The following is a 20,061-nucleotide window of genomic DNA, read 5'->3' as shown; positions in this document are numbered from 1 at the left end:
GCAACACACGCAATGCCGCCAACAACCCGGAGGCCCCGCATGACAAAGCCGCACACGCCCAACGGCGCCCACCCCCTGCCCCAAGCCCGCGCCGATATGGAACGTGCACGGCAGATCCCGGACACGCCGCAAACCCGGTCGCCGACGCACCGGCTGGCCTATACGGATACGGATTTCCTGTCGCGTGAAGACATGCGGCCCGTGCGGTTTCAGCTTGAGCTGCTCAAGGCCCACACCGCTCTGGACGAAGCGGGCATTCGGTCAACCGTGGTCATGTTTGGCGGCGCACGCATTCCCGCCCCGGACGAAACCGACGGCAAACATGAAGGCCTTGCTGCCTTGGCACCATATTACGCGGAGGCGCGTTTGTTCGCGCAGCACGTGACAGAACGCAGCCTCGCCTCTGGCGCACGCGATAACGTCATCGTCACGGGCGGCGGTCCCGGTGTGATGGAGGCAGGCAATCGCGGCGCAGAAGATGCTGGCGGAAAGTCTATTGGATTGAATATCGTGCTACCGCACGAGCAAGCGCCGAACCTGCACGTGACGCCGGAATTGTCGTTCAACTTCCACTATTTTGCGATCCGAAAGATGCATTTCTTGATGCGTGCAAGCGCAATCACCGTGTTTCCGGGTGGTTTTGGCACGTTGGACGAGCTGTTCGAGGCGCTTACGCTGATTCAGACTGGTCGCATGTCACGCGTGCCGATCCTTTTGTTTGGGGAAAGCTTCTGGCGCAGCATCGTCAATTGGGAAGCTTTGGCCGCAAGCGGCACAATTCACGCCGAAGATCTGGGACTATTCCGGTATGTCGATACAGCAGCCCAAGCCATCGCCGCGTTGGAAGGGGATGACAGCTTCAGCTTCTGACAGGTCTGAAATGCGCCATCATCGTATCAAAAGGGCCCCGACACACCCCGGTCGAGACCCTTTCACCCTACGCGCACGACACCAGGCGCGCTCGGTATTCGGGCCCAACCATTCTGGCAGGCCCGTCACGGTTAGCACGCGCGGCGCGGCGTCGCCAAAGCCTAAACATCTGGCATTTTAGTCAATCGAAGACGTACAGGCAGGCAAATTCGGACACATCAGGCGTAGACGGATTCTTTGCCGAAGTGCTTGACCAAAAGGTAATATACGACCGCGCGAAGCTTGCGGCGCTCGCCTTTGCCATATGTTTCCAGGGCCTTATCGATACCTGCCGTCAATTCATCCCCGTCTGTCAGCCCCAGCTTCTTGACAAGGAAATTAGCACGCACGCGGTCGAGTTCGGCCGGATCGCTGCCGGCAACTGTACTGCTATCGGCATTGTAGATGCTTGGCCCAAGCCCGATGGTCACCTTGGTCAAGAGATCCATGTCCGGCGTGACGCCGCATTTTTCCTTCAGATCAGCAGCGTACTGCGCAATCAGATCGTCGCGTTTGCTCATGTTAATTTGTCCCCATTTCTTGGGCGCTGCTGCGCCTTTGGGCAGGTCAGCATGCACCGACCCGCAAAGCAACCATAAACGAATCGTTCACGGACGCTCAACGCTGCGTGACGTTCGGGTCAGGGTAATTGTGGCATCCCTGAAACGGGCGCATGCTGCGTTCAGGAGGTGGCGACATGTTCAATCGTCTAAATGCCCTAAAACCGCTTTTACTGACCCTTGCCATTTTAGGCGGAGTGTTCTTGCGCGCCGGTGACAGCCATGCCGCAGAACCAGAACAAGCCTTATTGGCCGGTGGCTGTTTTTGGTGCGTTGAGGCGGACTTTGAAAAAGTGCCCGGCGTGCTCGATGCTGTATCGGGCTTTGCGGGCGGCACCGTGGCCAACCCGACCTATAAACAGGTGGTTCGAGGTGGGACCGGGCACATCGAAGCCGTCTTGATTACATATGATCCGGACGTCATCGACTACAGAACAATTCTGGATACGTTCTTGCGCTCCATTGATCCGTTGGATGATGGCGGGCAATTCTGCGATCGGGGCGACACGTATATCCCGGCGATCTTTGCGATGAACGACACGCAAAACAGTATCGCCCAAAGCGCGCTTGCGGCCGCCTCTGAAGACCTTGGCCGCAGGGCGCGCGTAAAGCTTCTGGATGCCGCACCCTTCTTTGAAGCCGAAGACTATCATCAGGATTACTACAAATCACAGGATCGCGTGCTGACACGGTTCGGTCTGGAAACCAAGGCAAGCGCCTATAAGAAGTATCGCCAAGCTTGTGGGCGGGACAATCGGGTCAAACGGGTATGGGGTGACGCAGCAGCATCCTTTATCGGAAACTGATTTTTACAGGCGCCCAACAATGGGGCGCCCGTTTATCGCACTGCCATGGCTTGGCGAACGTCACTTGCCGACATTGGCAGCGGCCAAGACTGCCATGTTCAGAATGTCGTTTTCGGTCGCGCCGGTGCTGCATAGCTGAATTGGCTTGCTGACCCCGGAAAGAATTGGCCCAATAACCGTCGCGCCCGCCATTTCCTGCATGAGCTTTACAGAAATGGACGCCGAGTGGCGTGCTGGCACAACAAGGATGTTCGCAGGGCCAGTAAGCCGGGAAAACGGATAGGCTTTGGCTGCCTCCGGATTCAGGGCCACGTCCACTGTCATCTCGCCCTCAAATTCGAAATCAACGCCGCGTTGTTCCAGGATTTGCGGTGCATGGTGCATCTTTTCCGCCCGCTCTGACACAGGATAGCCGAATGTCGAAAAGCTGACGAAGGCGACGCGCGGTTCAAGCCCAAGCGACCGGGCGACCTTTGCAGAGCCTTCTGCAATATTCGCAAGATCGTGCTCGTCGGGCCACTCATGCACCAGCGTATCGGCAATCATCACAACTCGGCCTTTGTGAAGCAAGGCGGTGACACCAACCGCGCCATGCGCACTGTCCGCGTCAAATACGTGGTTGATCTGTTCCATGACATGCGCTGATTTCCGCGTCGCGCCCGTGACCATCGCATCGCCATGACCATGGGCAAGCATCAGGGCTGAAAAGACGTGCCGATCCCGTGCGGCAAGTCGGTGCACATCTGTTGCGTCAAATCCGCGACGTTGCAACCGGTTGTAAAGGAAAGACTTATAGCCCTCTAGATGATCGGTATTTGCTGCGTTGATGACGCGCAACTCACGCACGGCATCGGCCAGCCCGGCTGCATCCAGCTTTGCCTTCACTTCGTTTTCCCGGCCGACCACGATGGCCTTGCCAAGGCCCGACCGCTGATAGGCAACCGCGGCCCGCAGAACGCGAATATCGTCGCCCTCCGCAAAAATCATCTGTGCCTGTGCCTGCCGCGCGCGGGCATGCAGCCCCTCAAGGATCGACGCGGTGGGGTCCATCCGCGACTTCAGGCTCAGCTCATAACCTTCCATGTCGATGATCGGCCGCCGCGCCACACCGGTGTCCATGCCCGCCTTCGCAACGGCTGGCGGAATGCGCCAGATCAGGCGTGGATCGAACGGCGTGGGAATGATGTAGTCGCGGCCAAAGCTCAGCTTGCGGCCGTAAGCGACAGCCACTTCGTCAGGCACATCTTCACGCGCCAGTTCAGCAAGCGCACGCGCGCAGGCGATCTTCATCTCATCATTGATGGCACGCGCGTTCACGTCCAGCGCACCACGGAACAGATAGGGGAAGCCCAGCACGTTGTTGACTTGGTTCGGGTAATCCGACCGGCCCGTGGCAACGATTGCATCCAGACGGACCTCGTGAGCCTCTTCCGGGGTGATTTCCGGATCAGGGTTGGCCATGGCGAAAATCACCGGATTGTCCGCCATGCTGGCAACCATTTCACGGGTGACAGCGCCCTTGACGGACACGCCAAGGAACACGTCTGCCCCGTTCATCGCCTCTTCCAGTGTGCGCAGCGATGTGCGCGCAGCGTGAGCCGATTTCCACTGATTCATACCCTCAGTGCGACCCTGATAGATCACGCCCTTGGTGTCGCACATGATGCAGTTGTCCTGCTTGGCGCCCATCGACTTCAGCAGTTCAAGACAAGCGATGCCCGCAGCCCCAGCCCCATTCAAGACGATTTTTACTTCTTCGATTTTCTTGCTCGACAGATGAAGCGCATTGATCAGACCCGCAGCGCAGATCACCGCGGTTCCGTGCTGGTCATCGTGGAAGACCGGAATGTCCATTTCTTCCTTCAAGCGCTGTTCGATGATGAAGCATTCCGGTGCCTTGATGTCCTCAAGGTTGATGCCGCCAAAGGTCGGCCCCATCAGACGGACGGCGCGGCAAAACTCATCCGGGTCTTCGGTGTCGAGTTCGATATCGACCGAGTTGATGTCCGCGAAGCGCTTGAACAGAACCGCCTTGCCTTCCATCACCGGCTTGGAAGCCAGCGCACCGAGATTGCCCAAACCCAGAACCGCGGTTCCGTTGGATATGACCGCAACCATGTTGCCCTTGGCGGTGTAGTCATAAGCAGCCTGTGGATCGGCGGCGATGCTTTCGCAAGGAACAGCCACACCCGGCGAATACGCAAGGCTGAGGTCGCGCTGGGTGCTCATGGGCACCGTTGCCTGGATCTCCAGCTTGCCGGGCATCGGGTTCAGGTGAAAGGCCAGGGCCTCTTCCGGGGTGATCTTGGTGCTGGACATAGACGGTTGCTCCTCCTCGCGGTCGGGCGTTCATACGCGACCTGTGGAATGGCCTCAACGTCGCGTTAGCGATATCGCGGACTGGTTCGCCCAATTCGTGACAGAAATGGCGAAACTTAAGGCGGCGATTGCTGTGTTGCGCCCCAAAATGCCCGATGCGGTGCCCCTTTGGCCCGCTGTTCCTGCGCTTGTTTGCGGCGCTGCCCGTCAGCTACTGTGCCTTATGATCGAACCCAAAATCCGACCCGCCACCACCGACGACCTGCGCGCCTTGACGGAATGTATCCGCGCCGCCTATGCGCCCTATCACACGACCATCTTGGATCTTCCGGATGTCACCGGCGGCCTCGCCGAAGATATTGAAGCGGGCAATGTCTGGGTCATGGACAGCAGCGACAGCATCGTTGCAGGGCTTGTGCTGAGTATTGCGCCGCCCGCTGCCAAACTGGCCAACATCGCGGTGTCCCCAAATGCGGCTGGCCAAGGGTTAGGCCGACAGCTGATAGCGCACGCCCAAACGCAGGCCCGCGCCCACGGCTGCACTAAGATGGATTTGACCACACATTCCGAAATGCACGCCAACCGGCGTCTGTATGAAAAACTGGGGTAGAAATTTCTGTCGGCCAACGGGACCAGTGTGCATATGACCAAAGATCTTTGACTGTTCTGCACAGCTAAATTCCGTCTTTCCCCGCGCCGCGCAGATCAGTAGCGTGCCCGCACGCAGAAAGGGGCCCCGCGTGAGCAAGAAACCACAGACCATCACACCAATGATGGCCCAATACCTCGACATCAAAAAAGATCACTCAAACGCGCTGCTGTTCTACCGAATGGGCGACTTTTACGAGATGTTCTTCGATGATGCGGTGGCAGCAGCGGCGGCTTTGGATATTGCGCTGACAAAACGCGGACAGCATGAAGGTGCCGACATCCCTATGTGCGGCGTGCCGGTACACGCGGCTGAAAGCTATCTTCAGACCCTGACGCGCAAAGGGTTCATTGTCGCGATCTGTGAGCAACTGGAAGACCCTTCGGAAGCCAAGAAACGCGGGTCTAAATCTGTGGTCAAACGCGGTGTGGTGCGGCTGGTCACGCCTGGCACCTTGACCGAAGACACCCTGCTTGATGCACGGCGGCATAACTATCTCGCTGCTTGGTCGTTGATCCGTGACGATGGCGCGGTCGCTTGGGTGGACATGTCTACCGGCGAGATGATCGTTGCAGGCTGCGTTCCCGTGTCACTTGGCCCGCTTCTGGCGCGGCTTGGCCCATCAGAAGTGCTTTGCATCGACGCGCAAGAGGCGGATCTGCGCGCCATGGTTGATGGCACCGTCACCGTTTTGGGAACTGCAAGCTTTGACAGCACCAACGCAGCAGACCGGCTGTGCCGCCTTTACGGTGTAAAGACACTTGATGCATTTGGCTCTTTCTCTCGGGCTGAATTGTCCGCGCTTGGGGCGTTAGTCGACTATCTGGATCTTACACAGCAGGGGAACTTACCGCTTCTTCGTCCGCCCGTCCGCGAGCAGATCAGCGGCGCGATGCAGATTGATGCGGCGACCCGTCGAAACCTTGAGATCAGTCAGCGCCTTTCGGGCGGGCGTGACGGGTCGCTGCTGTCGGTGATTGACCGAACGGTGACAGCCGGCGGCGCACGGTTGCTGGACCGACGCATCGCCGCGCCGTCTTGCAACCTGACCGAAATCCGCAGCCGCCACGACGCCGTGGAGGCGCTGACCGATAACGCCCATCTGCGCGAGGATTTGCGCGCTGCGCTGCGCAGTGTTCCTGACATGGACCGCGCACTTGGTCGCTTGTCCCTTGATCGGGGCGGACCCCGTGATTTGGCTGCCCTGCGTGACGGCCTCGCGCAGGCCGAGGTTGTGGCAGGCGTATTGGGGGCCTCGCAGGGACTCCCCGATCGGATGACAGAGGTTGCGCGGGATCTGCTGGGGCACGAAACGCTCAGGGATCTGCTGGATACCGCCCTCGTCGCTGAGCCCCCACATTTGGCCCGTGATGGCGGGTTCATCGCACCGGGCCATGATCCCGATCTGGACGACGCGCGCACACTTCGCGACGAAGGGCGCAGCGTCATCGCCGGGATGCAGGCGGACTATGCCGCGCAAACCGGGATTTCTGCGCTGAAGATCAAGCATAACAATGTGCTGGGATATTTCATCGAAACCACGGCGACCCATGCGACCAAAATGATGGCTCCGCCCCTGTCAGAAACGTTTATCCACCGGCAAACCACGGCCAGCGCAGTCAGGTTCACGACGGTCGATCTGTCCGATCTTGAACGGCGGGTCCTGAGCGCGGGAAGCCGAGCACTTGAGATAGAGAAGCGCCATTTCACTTTGTTGCGCGAGGCCGCTGTTTCGGCCGGGTCCATCATCGGAGCAGCCTCGCGGGCGCTTGCCGAGATTGATCTGACCGCAGGGCTTGCCGATTTGGCCAGTGGCGCGGATTGGTGCCGCCCCCGCATGGACCACAGCCGCGCCTTCGACGTCAAAGCCGGCCGTCATCCGGTTGTTGAAGCCGCACTCCGGCGCGACGGAGGGCAAAGCTTTGTGGCCAATGACTGCGCCCTGAATGCGGGCGACGGAGCCGCCATCTGCTTGCTGACCGGCCCGAACATGGCCGGTAAATCCACATGGCTCCGGCAGAACGCTCTTATCGCCCTGCTGGCGCAAGCCGGCGCGTTTGTTCCCGCACAGGCGGCGCACCTTGGACTGGTGTCTCAACTCTTCAGCAGGGTGGGTGCAGCCGATGATCTTGCACGGGGTCGGTCCACTTTTATGGTGGAAATGGTGGAAACGGCCGCGATTCTGAACCAAGCCGACGAGCGAGCGCTTGTGATATTAGATGAAATCGGGCGCGGGACTGCGACCTATGACGGCCTGTCCATCGCCTGGGCGACACTTGAGCATCTGCACGATGCGAACCGATGCCGTGCCCTTTTCGCGACCCATTACCATGAACTCACCGCGCTGGCCGATAAGCTGCCCGGCGCAAGCAACGCCACGGTCACGGTCAAGGAATGGGACGGCGACGTGATCTTCCTGCACGAAGTGCGCAGCGGCGCCGCAGACCGCAGCTATGGCGTGCAGGTGGCCAAGTTCGCCGGCTTGCCGGACAGCGTCGTTCACCGTGCCCGCGATGTTTTGGAAACGTTGGAAAGAAATGACCGCGAAGGTGGCGGTAAGCGGCCCGTCATTGATGACTTGCCGCTCTTTGCAACGGCACCGGCTCCAGCCCCAAAACTCACACCAAAGGACGATCCCTTGCGCGACAAGGTGAAGAGCATCCAACCAGACCAAATCAGTCCGATGGATGCCCTGACGCTTTTGTACGAATTGAAAGGACTCGCGACACCCGATTAGCCGGGGTTGGACGACACACCAACCTGCGCCGGGCGCAGCAGACGGTCGTGCAGCATGAAGCCAAGAGCCATCACTTCGATGATCTCGCCAGACTTTGTGCCGGGAACGGGCGCTTCGAACATCGCCTGATGCTGCTGCGGATCGAATTTGTCGCCCTTTTGCGGGTCAATCTGCACGATCCCATGCTTGTTGAAAATATTGGTCAACTCGCGAAGCGTCAGCTCAACGCCTTCGAGAACCGCCTTGTCTTCGTCACTGGGCTGCGTTGACGCCGCCGCCAGAGCGCGAGACAAGTTATCGTAAACAGGAAGCAAGTCCCGTGCCAGCTTTGATCCGCCGTAGTTTTCGGCCTCGCGGCGATCCTTGTCGCTGCGCTTGCGCGCATTCTCGGCATCTGCCAACGCCCGCATGAACCGATCCCGCATATCATCGCGTTCGGCGCGTACGGCTTCCAACTCTGCGTGCAAGTCGCTGTCGCGCGCTGCATCGAATTCATCTGCGCCTTCGGCCAGCGCATCAATATCTACGGGCGGCTCATCACCGGCGGCGGACAGGATGTCCTCCAGATCGGTGATGTCTTTCTTGTTCGCGTCCGCCATGTCCACTCCTTCTAACTTCGGTCAGAAATCAACTTACCAACCAGCTGGGCGGTGTAATCCACGATCGGGACAATCCGGCCATAGTTGAGCCGGGTCGGACCGATGACACCCACCGCGCCAATAATCTTACGATCAGCGTTCATATATGGGCTAACCACCAGAGAGGAACCCGAAAGTGAAAAAAGCTTGTTCTCAGACCCAATAAAAATGCGCACACCCTCGCCAGTTTCGGTCAGTTCAAGGAACTCGGCGATATCGCGCTTGCGTTCAAGATCGTCAAACAGCGTTCGGATGCGCGCCAGATCCTCTTCGGACTGCGAATCAAGCAGGTTGGACCGCCCCCGCACGATCAGACGTTCACTGCCCTCGCTTATCTCGCTTCCGCTTTCCCATACGGCCAAACCGGATTCGACAAGTTCTTTGGCCAGCCCATCAATCTCGCGGCGGCGGAGGCCGATCTCGGTCTCTATGACCCCGCTCAACTCGCTCAGGGTGCGCCCTTCAGCAAGGGCGTTGAGGAAATTGGCCGCCTCGCGCATGGAAGACGGCGTCTGGCCGGGCGGCGGAGTGAAAACGCGGTTTTCGACATGCCCATCGCCAAACACCAATACAACCAAAGCACGATCCGCCGCGAGGCTGACAAATTCGATGTGCTTGATCGGCGCCTCGTGTTTTGGGGTCAGAACAAGGCTCGCCCCGTGGGTCACTCCAGACAAGGCTGATCCGATATTATCAAGCATCGCCCCAACATCTGACCCGTTCTTACCCAATGTCGCGTCGATGCTCTCACGGTCTTGAAGGGTCATGTCGTCGACTTCCAAGAAGCCGTCCACAAACATCCGCAACCCTTTTTCAGTGGGAATTCGGCCCGCCGAAACGTGCGGAGAGCCAAGAAGACCCATATACTCGAGATCCTGCATGACATTGCGGATGGTCGCCGCGCTGACCTGTTCGCTCATGCTACGGGTCAGCGTCCGCGACCCGACGGGATCACCGTTATTCAAATAGCTTTCCACGACGCGGCGGAACACTTCGCGGGATCGATCATTCAAGCCTTCAAACAAACCTGGATCGTCATTCATTGTCACCGTCCTTTGCCGCGCTCGTCTCAGGGGTTGAACTACGCGGCCAGTGAAAGATAAGGGACCACGACCCTAACGCAAGGATTTGTCATGCGCCCCTCTGGCCGAAAGCTCAACGAACTTCGCCCTGTGACCATCGAAACAGGCATCACGCGTCACGCCGAAGGGTCCTGCCTGATCAAGATGGGCGACACCCATGTGCTGTGCACTGCGTCGCTAGAGGATCGAGTGCCCCCCTTTCTCAAGAATACCGGGTTGGGCTGGGTTACGGCGGAATACGGGATGCTGCCGCGCGCAACGCATAGCCGCATGAACCGCGAAGCGAAGCGCGGGCAATCGGGTAGAACGCAAGAAATTCAGAGACTTATTGGCCGCAGCCTGCGCGCGGGCTTGGATCGCGTGGCCCTTGGTGAGCGCCAAATTACCATCGATTGCGATGTCATCCAAGCCGATGGCGGCACCCGTTGCGCATCGATTACCGGGGGCTGGGTCGCCCTTCGATTGGCTGTCGACAAGCTGATGAAGGCACGCGAGGTGATCAGCGATCCGCTGGTCGATCCGGTCGCGGCTGTCAGCTGCGGCATCTATGCCGGCCAACCCGTGCTTGACCTGGACTACCCGGAAGACAGCGAGGCTGGCACAGACGGCAACTTCGTCATGACAGGCTCCGGAAAACTGATCGAAGTGCAAATGTCCGCCGAAGGCGCGACGTTCAGCCGGGACCAGATGAACCAACTTTTGGATCTTGCCGAGGCTGGCATCAGCGGCCTTGTCACCGTGCAAAACGAAGCGGTCGGCCGATGAGAGACCTTGGCGACAAAATCATCATCGCCTCGCACAACGTCGGGAAGATTCGCGAAATCGCTGCGTTGATGGCCCCCTATGGGATCACGGTGCAGTCCGCCAAAGAGCTGGGCCTGGAAGAGCCGGATGAAACAGAAGACAGTTTTGCCGGTAACGCACGGATCAAGGCGCATGCGTCTGCCAAAGCATCCGGTCTGCCGGCCATGAGCGACGATAGCGGGATTACCGTTGACGCGCTGGATGGGGCACCCGGCGTCTACACGGCCGACTGGGCCGAAACTCCAAACGGCCGCGATTTCCCGATGGCGATGAAAAAGGTCTGGGACTTGCTGGACGAACGCGGCGCCCCCGAGCCGCGTACGGCGCAATTCAACTGCACGCTTTGTGTGGCATGGCCCGATGGGCGCGACATGCTATTCGAAGGCTCGGTCACCGGTCGATTGGTCTGGCCCATGCGCGGCAACGAGGGTTTTGGGTTTGATCCAATCTTCCTGCCCGATGGCGAGACAGAAACCTTCGGCGAAATGGATCCCGCGCGCAAGCACGCCATGAGCCACCGCGCCGATGCCTTTGCTAAACTCAAGGCCGGACTGCTTGACCGCTGACACGCCGCAAAACGACTGGGAAGCCGGCGGCTTTGGGCTTTATATCCATTGGCCATTTTGCGCGGCCAAGTGCCCCTATTGCGACTTCAACAGTCATGTGACCGCCAAGATCGACCACCTTCGTTGGCGCAATGCGTATTTGGCTGAATTGGCGCGTTGCGCAGAACTGACGCGCGGCCGGGTCTTGCGGACCGTCTTTTTCGGCGGCGGAACGCCCAGCCTCATGGATCCAGACACCGTTGCGGCGATCATGGACCGGATCAAGGCTCTGTGGCCCACTGCGAACGATTTTGAAGTCACCCTTGAAGCAAACCCTACCTCGGTCGAGGCGGCAAAGTTCCGCGCCTTCCAAGACGCAGGGGTCAGCCGCGTGTCCATGGGCATTCAATCACTCCATGACGAAGACCTGAAACGGCTTGGTCGAATACACAGCAGCGCGGAAGCGATTGCCGCTTTTGATGTCGCGCGCAAAATTTTTGAACGGGTCAGCTTTGATCTGATCTATGCGCGCCAAGGCCAGACTTTGGAAGGCTGGAAAGCCGAACTGACCCAAGCGCTTGACCTGTCCATAGATCATTTGTCGCTTTATCAACTAACCATCGAACCCGGTACAGCGTTTGGCGACAGGCACGCCCGTGGCCGCCTCCGCGATTTACCAGATGACGACAACGCTGCTGATATGTTCGACCTGACCCAACAGCTTTGCGCGGCACATGGCATGCCAGCATACGAGGTGTCCAACCACGCGGCAGATGGTGCGCAGAGCCGACATAACCTTATCTACTGGCGGTATGGCGACTACCTCGGGATCGGACCCGGCGCTCATGGCCGTGTCACCACGCCTCAGGGCCGAATGGCGACCGAGACATTCCGACAACCGGAAAAATGGCTGGATGCCGTAGAAAAACGGGGCAGCGGCGAGTCGCTGATTGACCCTCTGGACCTGCCCGCTCAGGCATCAGAATACCTGATGATGAGCCTACGCCTTGATGAAGGGACGGATACAGCGCGGCTGAAGCGGCTTGGGCTTGCTCTTGACCCCGCAAAGCTGTCTCATCTCATTGAGCTTGGGCTTTTGGATGTTCGTGGCGATCAGCTTAGGACAACACTGGAAGGTCGCCGCGTTCTTAATGCAATTCTACGGGATCTTCTTTCGGAGTAGCGATGCGCATATTCTGGACCCTCGCCGGACTGATCTCGGTGGCTGTTGGCCTTGTCGGGATAGTTCTGCCACTTCTACCAACCGTTCCGCTGATGATATTGGCTGCGTTCTGTTTCGGGAAATCCTCGCCCAAGCTGCACGATTGGCTTGTTGAGCATCCGATTTATGGCCCCCACATTCGCGACTGGCGCGACAGGGGCGCAATCCGCCTGCCCGCCAAACGGATCGCGACTGTTTCCATTGCAGCAGCCTTTGGGCTGTCGATTGCACTTGGAGTGAAACCGACAGTCTTGGTTATTCAAGCAATTGTACTGCTCGCGGTCCTGACCTTTATATGGTCCCGGCCGTCGGAGTGAGACTGAGAACGCGACACAACTCATCCAGTTGATCCAAACTCTTGTAACTTATTGTTATTGTACCGCTTTCTTTACCGTCTTTGTGATTGACGGATACCTTCATTCCTAAATTTGCGGTCAAATCCTGCTCAAGCACCCGAGTGTCGGCATCTTTTTCACCGCCATCTGAGGTATGACGCTTGGCCGTCTTGCGCGGGTCTGGCGATTCCGTCTTGGTCAACTTTTCGGTTTCGCGCACCGAAAGGCCCTTCTCAACAACAACACGTGCAAGCTTCAACGGATCATCAGTCGTGATCAGCGCACGCGCATGACCCGCGCTCAGCCGCCCTTCGATCATCATGGACTGCACTTCGGTGGGAAGGTTCAACAGACGCAACAGGTTTGCAATATGGCTACGGCTTTTCCCCAACGCCTCCGCAAGTCGTTCTTGAGTGTGCCCAAATCGGTCCATCAACTGCCGGTATCCTGCGGCCTCTTCAACCGGGTTCAGATCAGCGCGCTGAATGTTCTCAATGATCGCAATCTCTAGAACTTCGGTGTCGTCCATTTCACGAACCAAAACGGGAAGTTCGTGAAGCTGCGCCATTTGGGCCGCGCGCCAGCGACGTTCGCCAGCAACGATTTGAAACACGTCTTCCTGGCCCGGCGTCGGCCTAACAATCAACGGCTGAATGACACCCTTCTCACGGATAGAGTTGGCCAGATCGGTCAGGTCGGATTCTTGAAAACGCCGCCGCGGCTGATCCGGATTTGGCTTGATCTGCTCAATCGGCAAGCGACGCTCACCAGTTGGTCGGCCAACGCCTGTTTGATCTGGAACTGCCACGTCAGCCATCAATGCGGATAGACCGCGGCCCAATCCTCTTTTCTCTCGGTTCATCTGGACCTCCCTAGGCCTTGACTGCGCCGTAGCGCGACAAGATTTCTTCAGCCAAGGCTTGATATGCAAGGCTTCCTTTTGAATTCGGGTCGTAGTCAATCACTGGAATTGCGTAAGACGGCGCCTCGCTGACCCGCACGTTTCGGGGAACGATTGTCTTGAAGACCAGCTCGCCCAGCGTTTCTCGGGCATCAGCCTCCACTTGCTGCGCCAATCGATTGCGCTGGTCGTGCATTGTCAACAACACGCCTTCGATTCTTAAAGCCGGGTTCGCCGTCTGGCGGATTTCGCGGATTGTCAGCATCAATTGAGACAGCCCCTCAAGAGCAAAGAATTCGCTTTGCAATGGGATCAAAATTGAATCTGCTGCAACCATGGCGTTCACAGTCAGCAGATTTAACGAAGGCGGACAGTCGATAAGGATATAATCAACTTCCAACGACGTGACTTGATCACTACGAAGAATGTCTCGCAGCAGAAAACTGCGACGTTCATTTGCCACAAGCTCAATGTCGGCCGAACTCAAGTCAGTTGTCGCTGGCGCAATCAAAATACCAGGAGTAGATGATTGGCGCACTACATCTAGAAGCGAAACACCGTCGATCAACAAGTCGTATGTTGTTGCAATACGATCCTGGATATCGACACCAATACCTGTCGAAGCGTTGCCCTGTGGATCAAGGTCAACAATCAAGCAGCGCTGACCCCTTTTTTCAAGAGCAGAAGCGAGGTTGATTGTGGTGGTTGTCTTGCCGACACCACCCTTTTGGTTTGCAATTGTTATAATCCGCGGGTGGAACTCTTCAGACACGGCGCAGCGCTCCGACCTTGTAAATGACAGCGTTGGGATCGGTACAACTGGTAATCTCTTCGCAGTCAAACTGCCAGTTCTTTTCAGCTTCGGCGCGCTCTTTCTCGTGCTGCGCCCCTTTCATCAGCAGAGCTACACCGTTCGGCGCCAAATGTCGCTCTGAAAACGCCATGAGCTTGTCAAGCGGCGCCAAGGCCCGGGCACTGATGACGGAAGCCTTGAGTGGTTCCGCCTTTTCAATACGTTCACAGACAACCTGAAACGGAACACCTGTTTCACGTGAAACAATGCCGAGGAATACAGCTTTGCGCTGATCGCTTTCAACGCAAACAATCCTCAGTTCTGGGGCAGCGTCAGCAGCGAGGATCGCAACAACCACCCCCGGAAGTCCGCCGCCGGTTCCGAGGTCCGCCCAGATGCCACTGTCAGAAGAGCGATGATCAAAAATTTGCGCCGAATCCAGAATGTGACGGTTATACAATTCGTCAAGCGTAGCTGGCGCAACAAGATTTATTTTCCGCGTCCACTTGGTAAGTAAGGCAGAGTAAATCTCCAGTCGCTCATGTGTTTCACGTGAAACATCTGTCAAAATCCCCAGATCAGGCATGTTTACGCTGTGGTCTGATCTGAGAGAGTAGAAGGGCTAGTGCTGATGGCGTCATGCCCTCGATTCTAGCTGCCTGCGCAAGCGATCCCGGTCGATGACGCTCAAGCTTTTGCCTCAACTCATTGGATAATCCAGTAATCTGAGAATAATCAAAGTTACTCGGAATGATCATACCTTCTTCGCGCTTGAGCGTTGCAACGTCCCGCTCTTGGCGAACCAGGTACTTTGAGTAAAGAGCATCACACCAGAGTTGGTGTTGGATTTCGTCTGAAATGGACGCATGTTCCGGATTGAGTCGGACGATATTCTCAAATGTCACCTTAGGAAATGACAGAAGATCAAGACTGGTCCTACGCCCGCCATCTGCGCTGATCGGAATACCCGCTGCGCGAATTTCCCCGGGGAGCCAATTCTCTCCCTTGAGCTTATCCATGCCTACCTTCAAGGCAGTCATCTTGTCAGAAAAGGCTACTTTGCGTTCGGGACCCACGCATCCCAAAGTCATTGCCTTTGGAGTAAGCCTTTGATCCGCATTATCTGCGCGTAGCGCTAAGCGAAATTCAGCACGAGACGTGAACATGCGATACGGTTCGGCGACGCCTCGCGTGGTCAAATCATCGATCATCACGCCAATATAGCTTTCGCTGCGGCTAAAAATTGCGGGTTCTTCACCTCGTGCTGAACGAGTTGCGTTTATCCCCGCAACCAGACCCTGAGCCGCCGCTTCCTCATAGCCCGTGGTCCCATTAATTTGCCCAGCCAAGAAGAGGCCCGGAAACCCTTTTACTTGTAGATCAGGCAACAAACCGCGTGGATCCATGTAGTCATACTCAATCGCATAACCAGGTTGTAATATCTCGGCCCTTTCCAGCCCCTTCATCGACCGCACGTAAGCCGTCTGCACGTCTTCGGGCAAGGATGTTGAAATGCCGTTTGGATACACAGTGTGGTCATCAAGCCCTTCTGGTTCCAGAAACACCTGGTGACTGTTTTTATCCGCAAACCGAACCACTTTGTCTTCAATTGACGGGCAGTATCGTGGGCCTACACCATCAATGCGCCCGCCATACATTGCTGACTTTTCCAAGTTTTCTTTGATAATTGAATGAGTAAGTTCGTTCGTGTGGGTTATGCCACAGCTCACCTGTCGTGCAGCGACTTCCTTTGTAAGAAAGGAGAAAAACGTCGGATCATCATCTGCTGGCTGCGATTCCAGGACATCCCAATTAATCGTCCGGCCATCCAGCCTGGGAGGCGTACCCGTTTTGAGCCGGCCCATGGGTAAGCCCATAGAACGAAAGCGCTTTGCAAGCTTGTTGGAAGCTTCTTCACCCATGCGTCCAGCCGGGAACGACTTCATACCGATGTGAACAACACCGCCTAAAAACGTACCCGTGGTTACAATAACTGTGGCTGATTGAATCGTTCGGCCGTCCGCAAGTAGAATGCCAGTTGCTTTGTTACCGTCCATGATAAGATCAGCGGCTTCACCCTCAACGATGTCAATGTTCGGCATCGCCTTTAGCTCGGCTTGCATTGCCTCGCGGTATATCTTGCGATCGCTTTGGGCCCTAGGACCGCGCACCGCTGGACCCTTTCGGCGATTCAGTAGTCGGAACTGAATACCTGCCTTGTCAGCGACTCGCGCCATAACCCCGTCAAATGCGTCGATTTCGCGAACCAAGTGGCCCTTTCCAAGGCCACCAATGGCCGGGTTGCAAGACATCACACCAATACTGTCTGCTTTGAGCGTCACCAAAGCTGTGTTGGCTCCCATTCGCGCTGTTACATGTGCAGCCTCACAACCCGCGTGGCCACCACCAATGACAATTACATCGTAGGCTTCATGTTTCACGTGAAACATCCTTCATTTGCCAAGGCAGAACTTTTTGAAAATCGAATCCAGTAGATCTTCAACATCTACTTTACCGACTAACGCATCAAGGGCAGAAACTGCTTGTCTCAATTCCTCGGCGATCAACTCTGCATGTTCAGATCCAGCATCCAACATGGCCAACGCGTGATTGAGACACACTATGGAGCGCGCGATTGCTATGCGGTGGCGCTCCTGAGTGGCCACTCCTGCAAGACTGGCCATACCCCCAAGGCGATCTGAAATACTGCGAAGAAGGTCATGTACCCCCTCGCCAGTCTTTCCTGAGATCCCGTTCACTGCCTTCCGAGAAATATCGGTCTTTCCAACAAGAACAATGTCAGCCTCACGAGAAACGAAACCAGTTGGCATTTGACCATCGGTCAGAAAAACACGCACATCGGCATTCTCCGCGCGGCGCAACGCGCGCTCTATACCTAACGTTTCGACCGCATCACTTGTTTCACGAATTCCGGCCGTATCCAAGAACGTTACAGGCAGGCCATCAATGTCCATACGCACTTCGATTACATCTCGCGTGGTTCCAGCGACTTCTGATGTCAGTGCCGCATCGCGACCGGCCAACGCATTTAACAACGTTGACTTTCCGATGTTCGGTGGCCCGATAATGGCAACCTCAAACCCGTCCCGAACTCTTTCAGCAGCAGCGATGCCAGATAGTTCCCTTTCAAGATCGTCTAAAACCGCAACAAGAAGCGCATGCACCTCGGCGTTCATCTCGTCCGGCACATCTTCATCTGAAAAGTCAATCGTGACCGCAAGCAGAGCCATCGCATCGATAAGCGTATCCCGCCACCGCGCAACTTTCACTCCAAGTGCACCCTCAAATAACCGCAGAGCAAGGCGACGTTGCGCTTCTGTTTCTGCATCTATGAGGTTGGCGAGACCTTCGACTTCTGTCAGGTCCATGCAGCCATTCTCAAGGGCACGTCGGGTGAACTCACCCGGCTCTGCAATTCTCAGACCTTCGGCCAAACCGATCTCTCGCATGACCGCTTTAACGATTGCCCGACTACCGTGCAGATGGAATTCGGCGGATTGCTCGCCAGTAAAACTCGCGCCCTTAGCAAATGTCAGCACAAGCGCCCGATCCAGCAACTTCCCTTGAGCATCCTGTATCCGGCATAGGGATGCACTTCTGAAGGAAGGAACACGACCGCACAGTCGCTTTACCGTGTCATGGGCTTGCGGACCGGACACTCGCAAAACGGCAACGCCTGCCTTGCCTTGTCCAGAGGCTAACGCATATATGGTATCCATATCATGACTACCTACTATATCAGGTATTCATGGAGTCGAAGAATTCAGAATTTGACTTTGTTTGCTTCAACTTAGTCAACAAGAATTCGATCGCATCGGTTGTGCCCATCGGATTCAGAATGCGACGCAGAATGAACGTCTTTTGCAGGTTCATCTTGTCGATCAACAGGTCTTCCTTACGAGTACCCGATTTCATTATGTCGATAGCCGGGTACACGCGTTTGTCGGCAATCTTGCGATCAAGCACCAGTTCAGAGTTACCTGTACCTTTGAATTCTTCAAAGATGACTTCATCCATACGGCTGCCGGTATCGATAAGCGCCGTCGCGATAATAGTCAGCGAGCCGCCTTCTTCGATATTCCGCGCCGCACCAAAGAAGCGCTTGGGGCGCTGCAGGGCATTCGCATCGACGCCGCCAGTCAGGACCTTACCAGAACTTGGAACAGTGGTGTTGTAGGCCCGCCCAAGACGCGTGATGCTGTCCAGTAGGATGACCACGTCACGCTTATGTTCAACCAGACGCTTTGCCTTCTCGATAACCATCTCGGAAACGCCCACGTGACGCGAGGCAGGTTCATCGAAGGTCGAGCTGACAACCTCTCCCTTCACCGAGCGCTGCATGTCCGTCACCTCTTCGGGACGTTCGTCAATCAGCAGCACGATCAGATAGCACTCCGGGTGGTTCCGCTCGATCGAGGCGGCAATATTCTGAAGAATAACTGTCTTACCTGTGCGCGGCGGTGCGACGATCAATGATCGCTGACCCTTCCCGATTGGTGCGACCAGATCGATCACGCGCGCAGTCTTATCCTTGATGGTCGGATCTTCGATTTCAAGCTTGAGCCTTTCATCCGGATAAAGCGGCGTCAGGTTATCAAAGTTGATCTTGTGCCGGGCGCGTTCTGGATCTTCGAAGTTGATCTTCGATACGCGCGTCAGGCAAAAATACCGTTCCGTATCGCGGGGCGATTGGATGACACCTTCTATCGTATCCCCCGTTCGCATGGAAAACTGACGTATCATGTCGGGTGACACATAAATGTCGTCTGGGCCGGGAAGATAGTTCGCCTCGGGCGAGCGCAAAAACCCGAACCCGTCTTGAAGAACCTCAAGAACACCGTCACCCGAGATTTCCCAACCTTCGTCAGCCCTCTCGCGCAGGATCTGGAACATCATCTCGCCCTTACGCATGGTCGAGGCGTTTTCGATGTCGAGTTCCTCTGCCATCGCCAGCAGATCCTTGGGGCTTTTTGCCTTCAGGTCAGACAGGTTGAGACGTTCTTGGGACACAGCAACATTCATAGGTCAGCCTTCACCATGCGGAAAGTGCATGGCCTTGCATAATGGGGGAGAAAAAACGGACGAATGCCCGCAGCAGTCGAATAGTGCGTTTAACCGTCTGAGTCAATTAGGCTCTGGTAGAGGTCAGAATGGCTTCACAATCACTGAGATGACAATCAGCGCCATGAGTAACGTCGGAACCTCGTTCATCATACGGTAATCCCTGCCCGACCGGGTGTTTGCGCCAGCGATAAAGTCTTTGCGCCGCTTCCCACACCAATGATGGAACCACGTCATTCCGGCGATGCCGACAAGCTTTGTGTAAGGCCAGAATGATGCCCAATCCACGACAGCGGGCGTCATAACCAGCAATAATCCGAACACATACGTGGAAATCATCGAAGGATTCATGATCAGTCGAAAGAGCTTCAGCTCCATCGTTTGGAACAACGCATCGGTCGTGGTGTCGGGGTCAACTTGTTCTGTGTGATAAACAAACAGTCGTGGAAGATAGAACAACCCTGCCATCCACGCGATTACCGACATGATGTGAAAGGCCAGGATCCAAAAATAGAACGGAGAGAGAATATCGAACATGCAGTGCTCCGTAAGGTCCGGACCACTTAACAATAAAGAAGAATGAAAGAAAAGATGATGAAGACAGTAGTACAGTGGACAATGTGGATTACGTGTTTTTCCACACCTTTATACCATGTGGACTTTTTCACGTATCAGAAAG

19 protein-coding genes are annotated in these 20,061 nt (G+C 56.4%); 8 read left to right on the top strand and 11 right to left on the bottom strand.

What is annotated here, in order from left to right:
* The first annotated feature begins 39 nt into the window (after positions 1–39).
* A complete protein-coding gene (locus tag E2L05_RS06660) occupies positions 40–870 on the top strand; it encodes an LOG family protein (RefSeq protein WP_133342123.1) in 831 nt (276 codons plus the stop codon).
* 218 nt (positions 871–1,088) lie between these two features.
* On the opposite strand, the gene E2L05_RS06655 is transcribed toward E2L05_RS06660, so the two are convergent.
* Positions 1,089–1,430 carry a DUF2853 family protein gene (locus E2L05_RS06655; RefSeq protein WP_133342122.1) on the bottom strand — a complete coding sequence of 114 codons (342 nt, stop codon included), beginning with the start codon at positions 1,428–1,430 and terminating at the stop codon, positions 1,089–1,091.
* A gap of 176 nt (positions 1,431–1,606) precedes the next feature.
* Here E2L05_RS06655 and msrA point away from each other — a divergent pair, with 176 nt between their 5' ends.
* Complete coding sequence (gene msrA, locus E2L05_RS06650) at positions 1,607–2,275, top strand: peptide-methionine (S)-S-oxide reductase MsrA (protein ID WP_133342121.1); 669 nt, start codon at positions 1,607–1,609, stop codon at positions 2,273–2,275.
* Positions 2,276–2,335: 60 nt separating this feature from the next.
* Here the strand turns inward: msrA and E2L05_RS06645 are convergent, their stop codons facing one another.
* A complete protein-coding gene (locus tag E2L05_RS06645; protein ID WP_133342120.1) occupies positions 2,336–4,594 on the bottom strand; it encodes an NADP-dependent malic enzyme in 2,259 nt (752 codons plus the stop codon).
* A gap of 106 nt (positions 4,595–4,700) precedes the next feature.
* On the opposite strand from E2L05_RS06645, the gene E2L05_RS06640 reads away from it, so the two are divergent.
* Positions 4,701–5,204 (top strand): GNAT family N-acetyltransferase, encoded by a 504-nt coding sequence (locus tag E2L05_RS06640; protein ID WP_133342119.1) that lies wholly within the window; start codon positions 4,701–4,703, stop codon positions 5,202–5,204.
* A gap of 160 nt (positions 5,205–5,364) precedes the next feature.
* Positions 5,365–7,980, top strand: coding sequence for a DNA mismatch repair protein MutS (gene mutS / locus E2L05_RS06635; RefSeq protein ID WP_133342219.1), 2,616 nt, complete (start codon positions 5,365–5,367; stop codon positions 7,978–7,980).
* Here the strand turns inward: mutS and E2L05_RS06630 are convergent.
* Positions 7,977–8,579 carry a nucleotide exchange factor GrpE gene (locus E2L05_RS06630; protein ID WP_133342118.1) on the bottom strand — a complete coding sequence of 201 codons (603 nt, stop codon included), beginning with the start codon at positions 8,577–8,579 and terminating at the stop codon, positions 7,977–7,979. The genes mutS and E2L05_RS06630 overlap by 4 nt on opposite strands.
* Positions 8,580–8,590: 11 nt before the next feature.
* Positions 8,591–9,661, bottom strand: a complete 1,071-nt coding sequence (gene hrcA, locus E2L05_RS06625) for a heat-inducible transcriptional repressor HrcA (protein WP_133342117.1) — start codon at positions 9,659–9,661, stop codon at positions 8,591–8,593.
* A 90-nt stretch (positions 9,662–9,751) separates the two neighbouring features.
* Here hrcA and rph point away from each other — a divergent pair, with 90 nt between their 5' ends.
* The 4 genes from rph to E2L05_RS06605 are packed head-to-tail and all read left to right on the top strand — an operon-like array spanning position 9,752 to position 12,588.
* A complete protein-coding gene (rph, locus tag E2L05_RS06620) occupies positions 9,752–10,465 on the top strand; it encodes a ribonuclease PH (RefSeq protein WP_133342116.1) in 714 nt (237 codons plus the stop codon).
* Entirely contained in the window at positions 10,462–11,070 is a 609-nt protein-coding gene (gene rdgB / locus E2L05_RS06615; RefSeq protein WP_133342115.1) for an RdgB/HAM1 family non-canonical purine NTP pyrophosphatase, read from the top strand. The genes rph and rdgB overlap by 4 nt, the downstream gene beginning before the upstream one ends.
* Positions 11,030–12,232: a radical SAM family heme chaperone HemW gene (gene hemW, locus E2L05_RS06610; protein WP_133342114.1), complete on the top strand. Its 1,203-nt coding sequence runs from the start codon at positions 11,030–11,032 to the stop codon at positions 12,230–12,232. The genes rdgB and hemW overlap by 41 nt, the downstream gene beginning before the upstream one ends.
* 2 nt (positions 12,233–12,234) lie before the next feature.
* Positions 12,235–12,588 (top strand): YbaN family protein, encoded by a 354-nt coding sequence (locus E2L05_RS06605; protein ID WP_133342113.1) that lies wholly within the window; start codon positions 12,235–12,237, stop codon positions 12,586–12,588.
* On the opposite strand, the gene E2L05_RS06600 is transcribed toward E2L05_RS06605, so the two are convergent.
* From E2L05_RS06600 to hemJ, 7 genes are all read right to left on the bottom strand, one after another.
* The gene (locus E2L05_RS06600) at positions 12,563–13,468 is read right to left on the bottom strand and encodes a ParB/RepB/Spo0J family partition protein (protein ID WP_133342112.1); all 906 of its coding nucleotides are present in this window, start codon (positions 13,466–13,468) and stop codon (positions 12,563–12,565) included. The two genes, E2L05_RS06605 and E2L05_RS06600, sit on opposite strands and share 26 nt — an antisense overlap.
* Positions 13,469–13,478: 10 nt before the next feature.
* On the bottom strand, positions 13,479–14,279 hold the full coding sequence (locus E2L05_RS06595; RefSeq protein WP_133342111.1) for a ParA family protein: 801 nt from the start codon (positions 14,277–14,279) through the stop codon (positions 13,479–13,481).
* Positions 14,272–14,886: a 16S rRNA (guanine(527)-N(7))-methyltransferase RsmG gene (gene rsmG, locus E2L05_RS06590; protein WP_133342110.1), complete on the bottom strand. Its 615-nt coding sequence runs from the start codon at positions 14,884–14,886 to the stop codon at positions 14,272–14,274. The genes E2L05_RS06595 and rsmG overlap by 8 nt, the downstream gene beginning before the upstream one ends.
* Positions 14,879–16,750: a tRNA uridine-5-carboxymethylaminomethyl(34) synthesis enzyme MnmG gene (mnmG, locus tag E2L05_RS06585; protein ID WP_208016234.1), complete on the bottom strand. Its 1,872-nt coding sequence runs from the start codon at positions 16,748–16,750 to the stop codon at positions 14,879–14,881. The genes rsmG and mnmG overlap by 8 nt, the downstream gene beginning before the upstream one ends.
* Positions 16,751–16,753: 3 nt before the next feature.
* Positions 16,754–18,040, bottom strand: a complete 1,287-nt coding sequence (gene mnmE / locus E2L05_RS06580) for a tRNA uridine-5-carboxymethylaminomethyl(34) synthesis GTPase MnmE (RefSeq protein ID WP_133342108.1) — start codon at positions 18,038–18,040, stop codon at positions 16,754–16,756.
* Between the two features lie 19 nt (positions 18,041–18,059).
* The gene (gene rho / locus E2L05_RS06575) at positions 18,060–19,343 is read right to left on the bottom strand and encodes a transcription termination factor Rho (protein ID WP_394346538.1); all 1,284 of its coding nucleotides are present in this window, start codon (positions 19,341–19,343) and stop codon (positions 18,060–18,062) included.
* 123 nt (positions 19,344–19,466) lie between these two features.
* The gene (hemJ, locus tag E2L05_RS06570) at positions 19,467–19,919 is read right to left on the bottom strand and encodes a protoporphyrinogen oxidase HemJ (RefSeq protein WP_133342107.1); all 453 of its coding nucleotides are present in this window, start codon (positions 19,917–19,919) and stop codon (positions 19,467–19,469) included.
* Positions 19,920–20,061 lie beyond the last annotated feature (142 nt).

The organism is Meridianimarinicoccus aquatilis, assembly GCF_004358675.1.
Lineage (GTDB): Bacteria > Pseudomonadota > Alphaproteobacteria > Rhodobacterales > Rhodobacteraceae > Meridianimarinicoccus > Meridianimarinicoccus aquatilis.
Note: the sequence above shows the minus strand (reverse complement) of the source record. Positions and strands in the feature narration are given on the sequence as shown.

Coding starts and splice junctions, on each gene's coding strand:
- E2L05_RS06660 (WP_133342123.1), top strand. CDS start 40: ATGACAAAGCCGCACACGCCCAACGGCGCCCACCCCCTGCCCCAAGCC.
- E2L05_RS06655 (WP_133342122.1), bottom strand. CDS start 1,430: ATGAGCAAACGCGACGATCTGATTGCGCAGTACGCTGCTGATCTGAAG.
- msrA (WP_133342121.1), top strand. CDS start 1,607: ATGTTCAATCGTCTAAATGCCCTAAAACCGCTTTTACTGACCCTTGCC.
- E2L05_RS06645 (WP_133342120.1), bottom strand. CDS start 4,594: ATGTCCAGCACCAAGATCACCCCGGAAGAGGCCCTGGCCTTTCACCTG.
- E2L05_RS06640 (WP_133342119.1), top strand. CDS start 4,701: ATGGCGAAACTTAAGGCGGCGATTGCTGTGTTGCGCCCCAAAATGCCC.
- mutS (WP_133342219.1), top strand. CDS start 5,365: ATGATGGCCCAATACCTCGACATCAAAAAAGATCACTCAAACGCGCTG.
- E2L05_RS06630 (WP_133342118.1), bottom strand. CDS start 8,579: ATGGCGGACGCGAACAAGAAAGACATCACCGATCTGGAGGACATCCTG.
- hrcA (WP_133342117.1), bottom strand. CDS start 9,661: ATGAATGACGATCCAGGTTTGTTTGAAGGCTTGAATGATCGATCCCGC.
- rph (WP_133342116.1), top strand. CDS start 9,752: ATGCGCCCCTCTGGCCGAAAGCTCAACGAACTTCGCCCTGTGACCATC.
- rdgB (WP_133342115.1), top strand. CDS start 10,462: ATGAGAGACCTTGGCGACAAAATCATCATCGCCTCGCACAACGTCGGG.
- hemW (WP_133342114.1), top strand. CDS start 11,030: ATGCCTTTGCTAAACTCAAGGCCGGACTGCTTGACCGCTGACACGCCG.
- E2L05_RS06605 (WP_133342113.1), top strand. CDS start 12,235: ATGCGCATATTCTGGACCCTCGCCGGACTGATCTCGGTGGCTGTTGGC.
- E2L05_RS06600 (WP_133342112.1), bottom strand. CDS start 13,468: ATGAACCGAGAGAAAAGAGGATTGGGCCGCGGTCTATCCGCATTGATG.
- rsmG (WP_133342110.1), bottom strand. CDS start 14,886: ATGCCTGATCTGGGGATTTTGACAGATGTTTCACGTGAAACACATGAG.
- mnmG (WP_208016234.1), bottom strand. CDS start 16,750: ATGTTTCACGTGAAACATGAAGCCTACGATGTAATTGTCATTGGTGGT.
- mnmE (WP_133342108.1), bottom strand. CDS start 18,040: ATGGATACCATATATGCGTTAGCCTCTGGACAAGGCAAGGCAGGCGTT.
- rho (WP_394346538.1), bottom strand. CDS start 19,343: ATGAATGTTGCTGTGTCCCAAGAACGTCTCAACCTGTCTGACCTGAAG.
- hemJ (WP_133342107.1), bottom strand. CDS start 19,919: ATGTTCGATATTCTCTCTCCGTTCTATTTTTGGATCCTGGCCTTTCAC.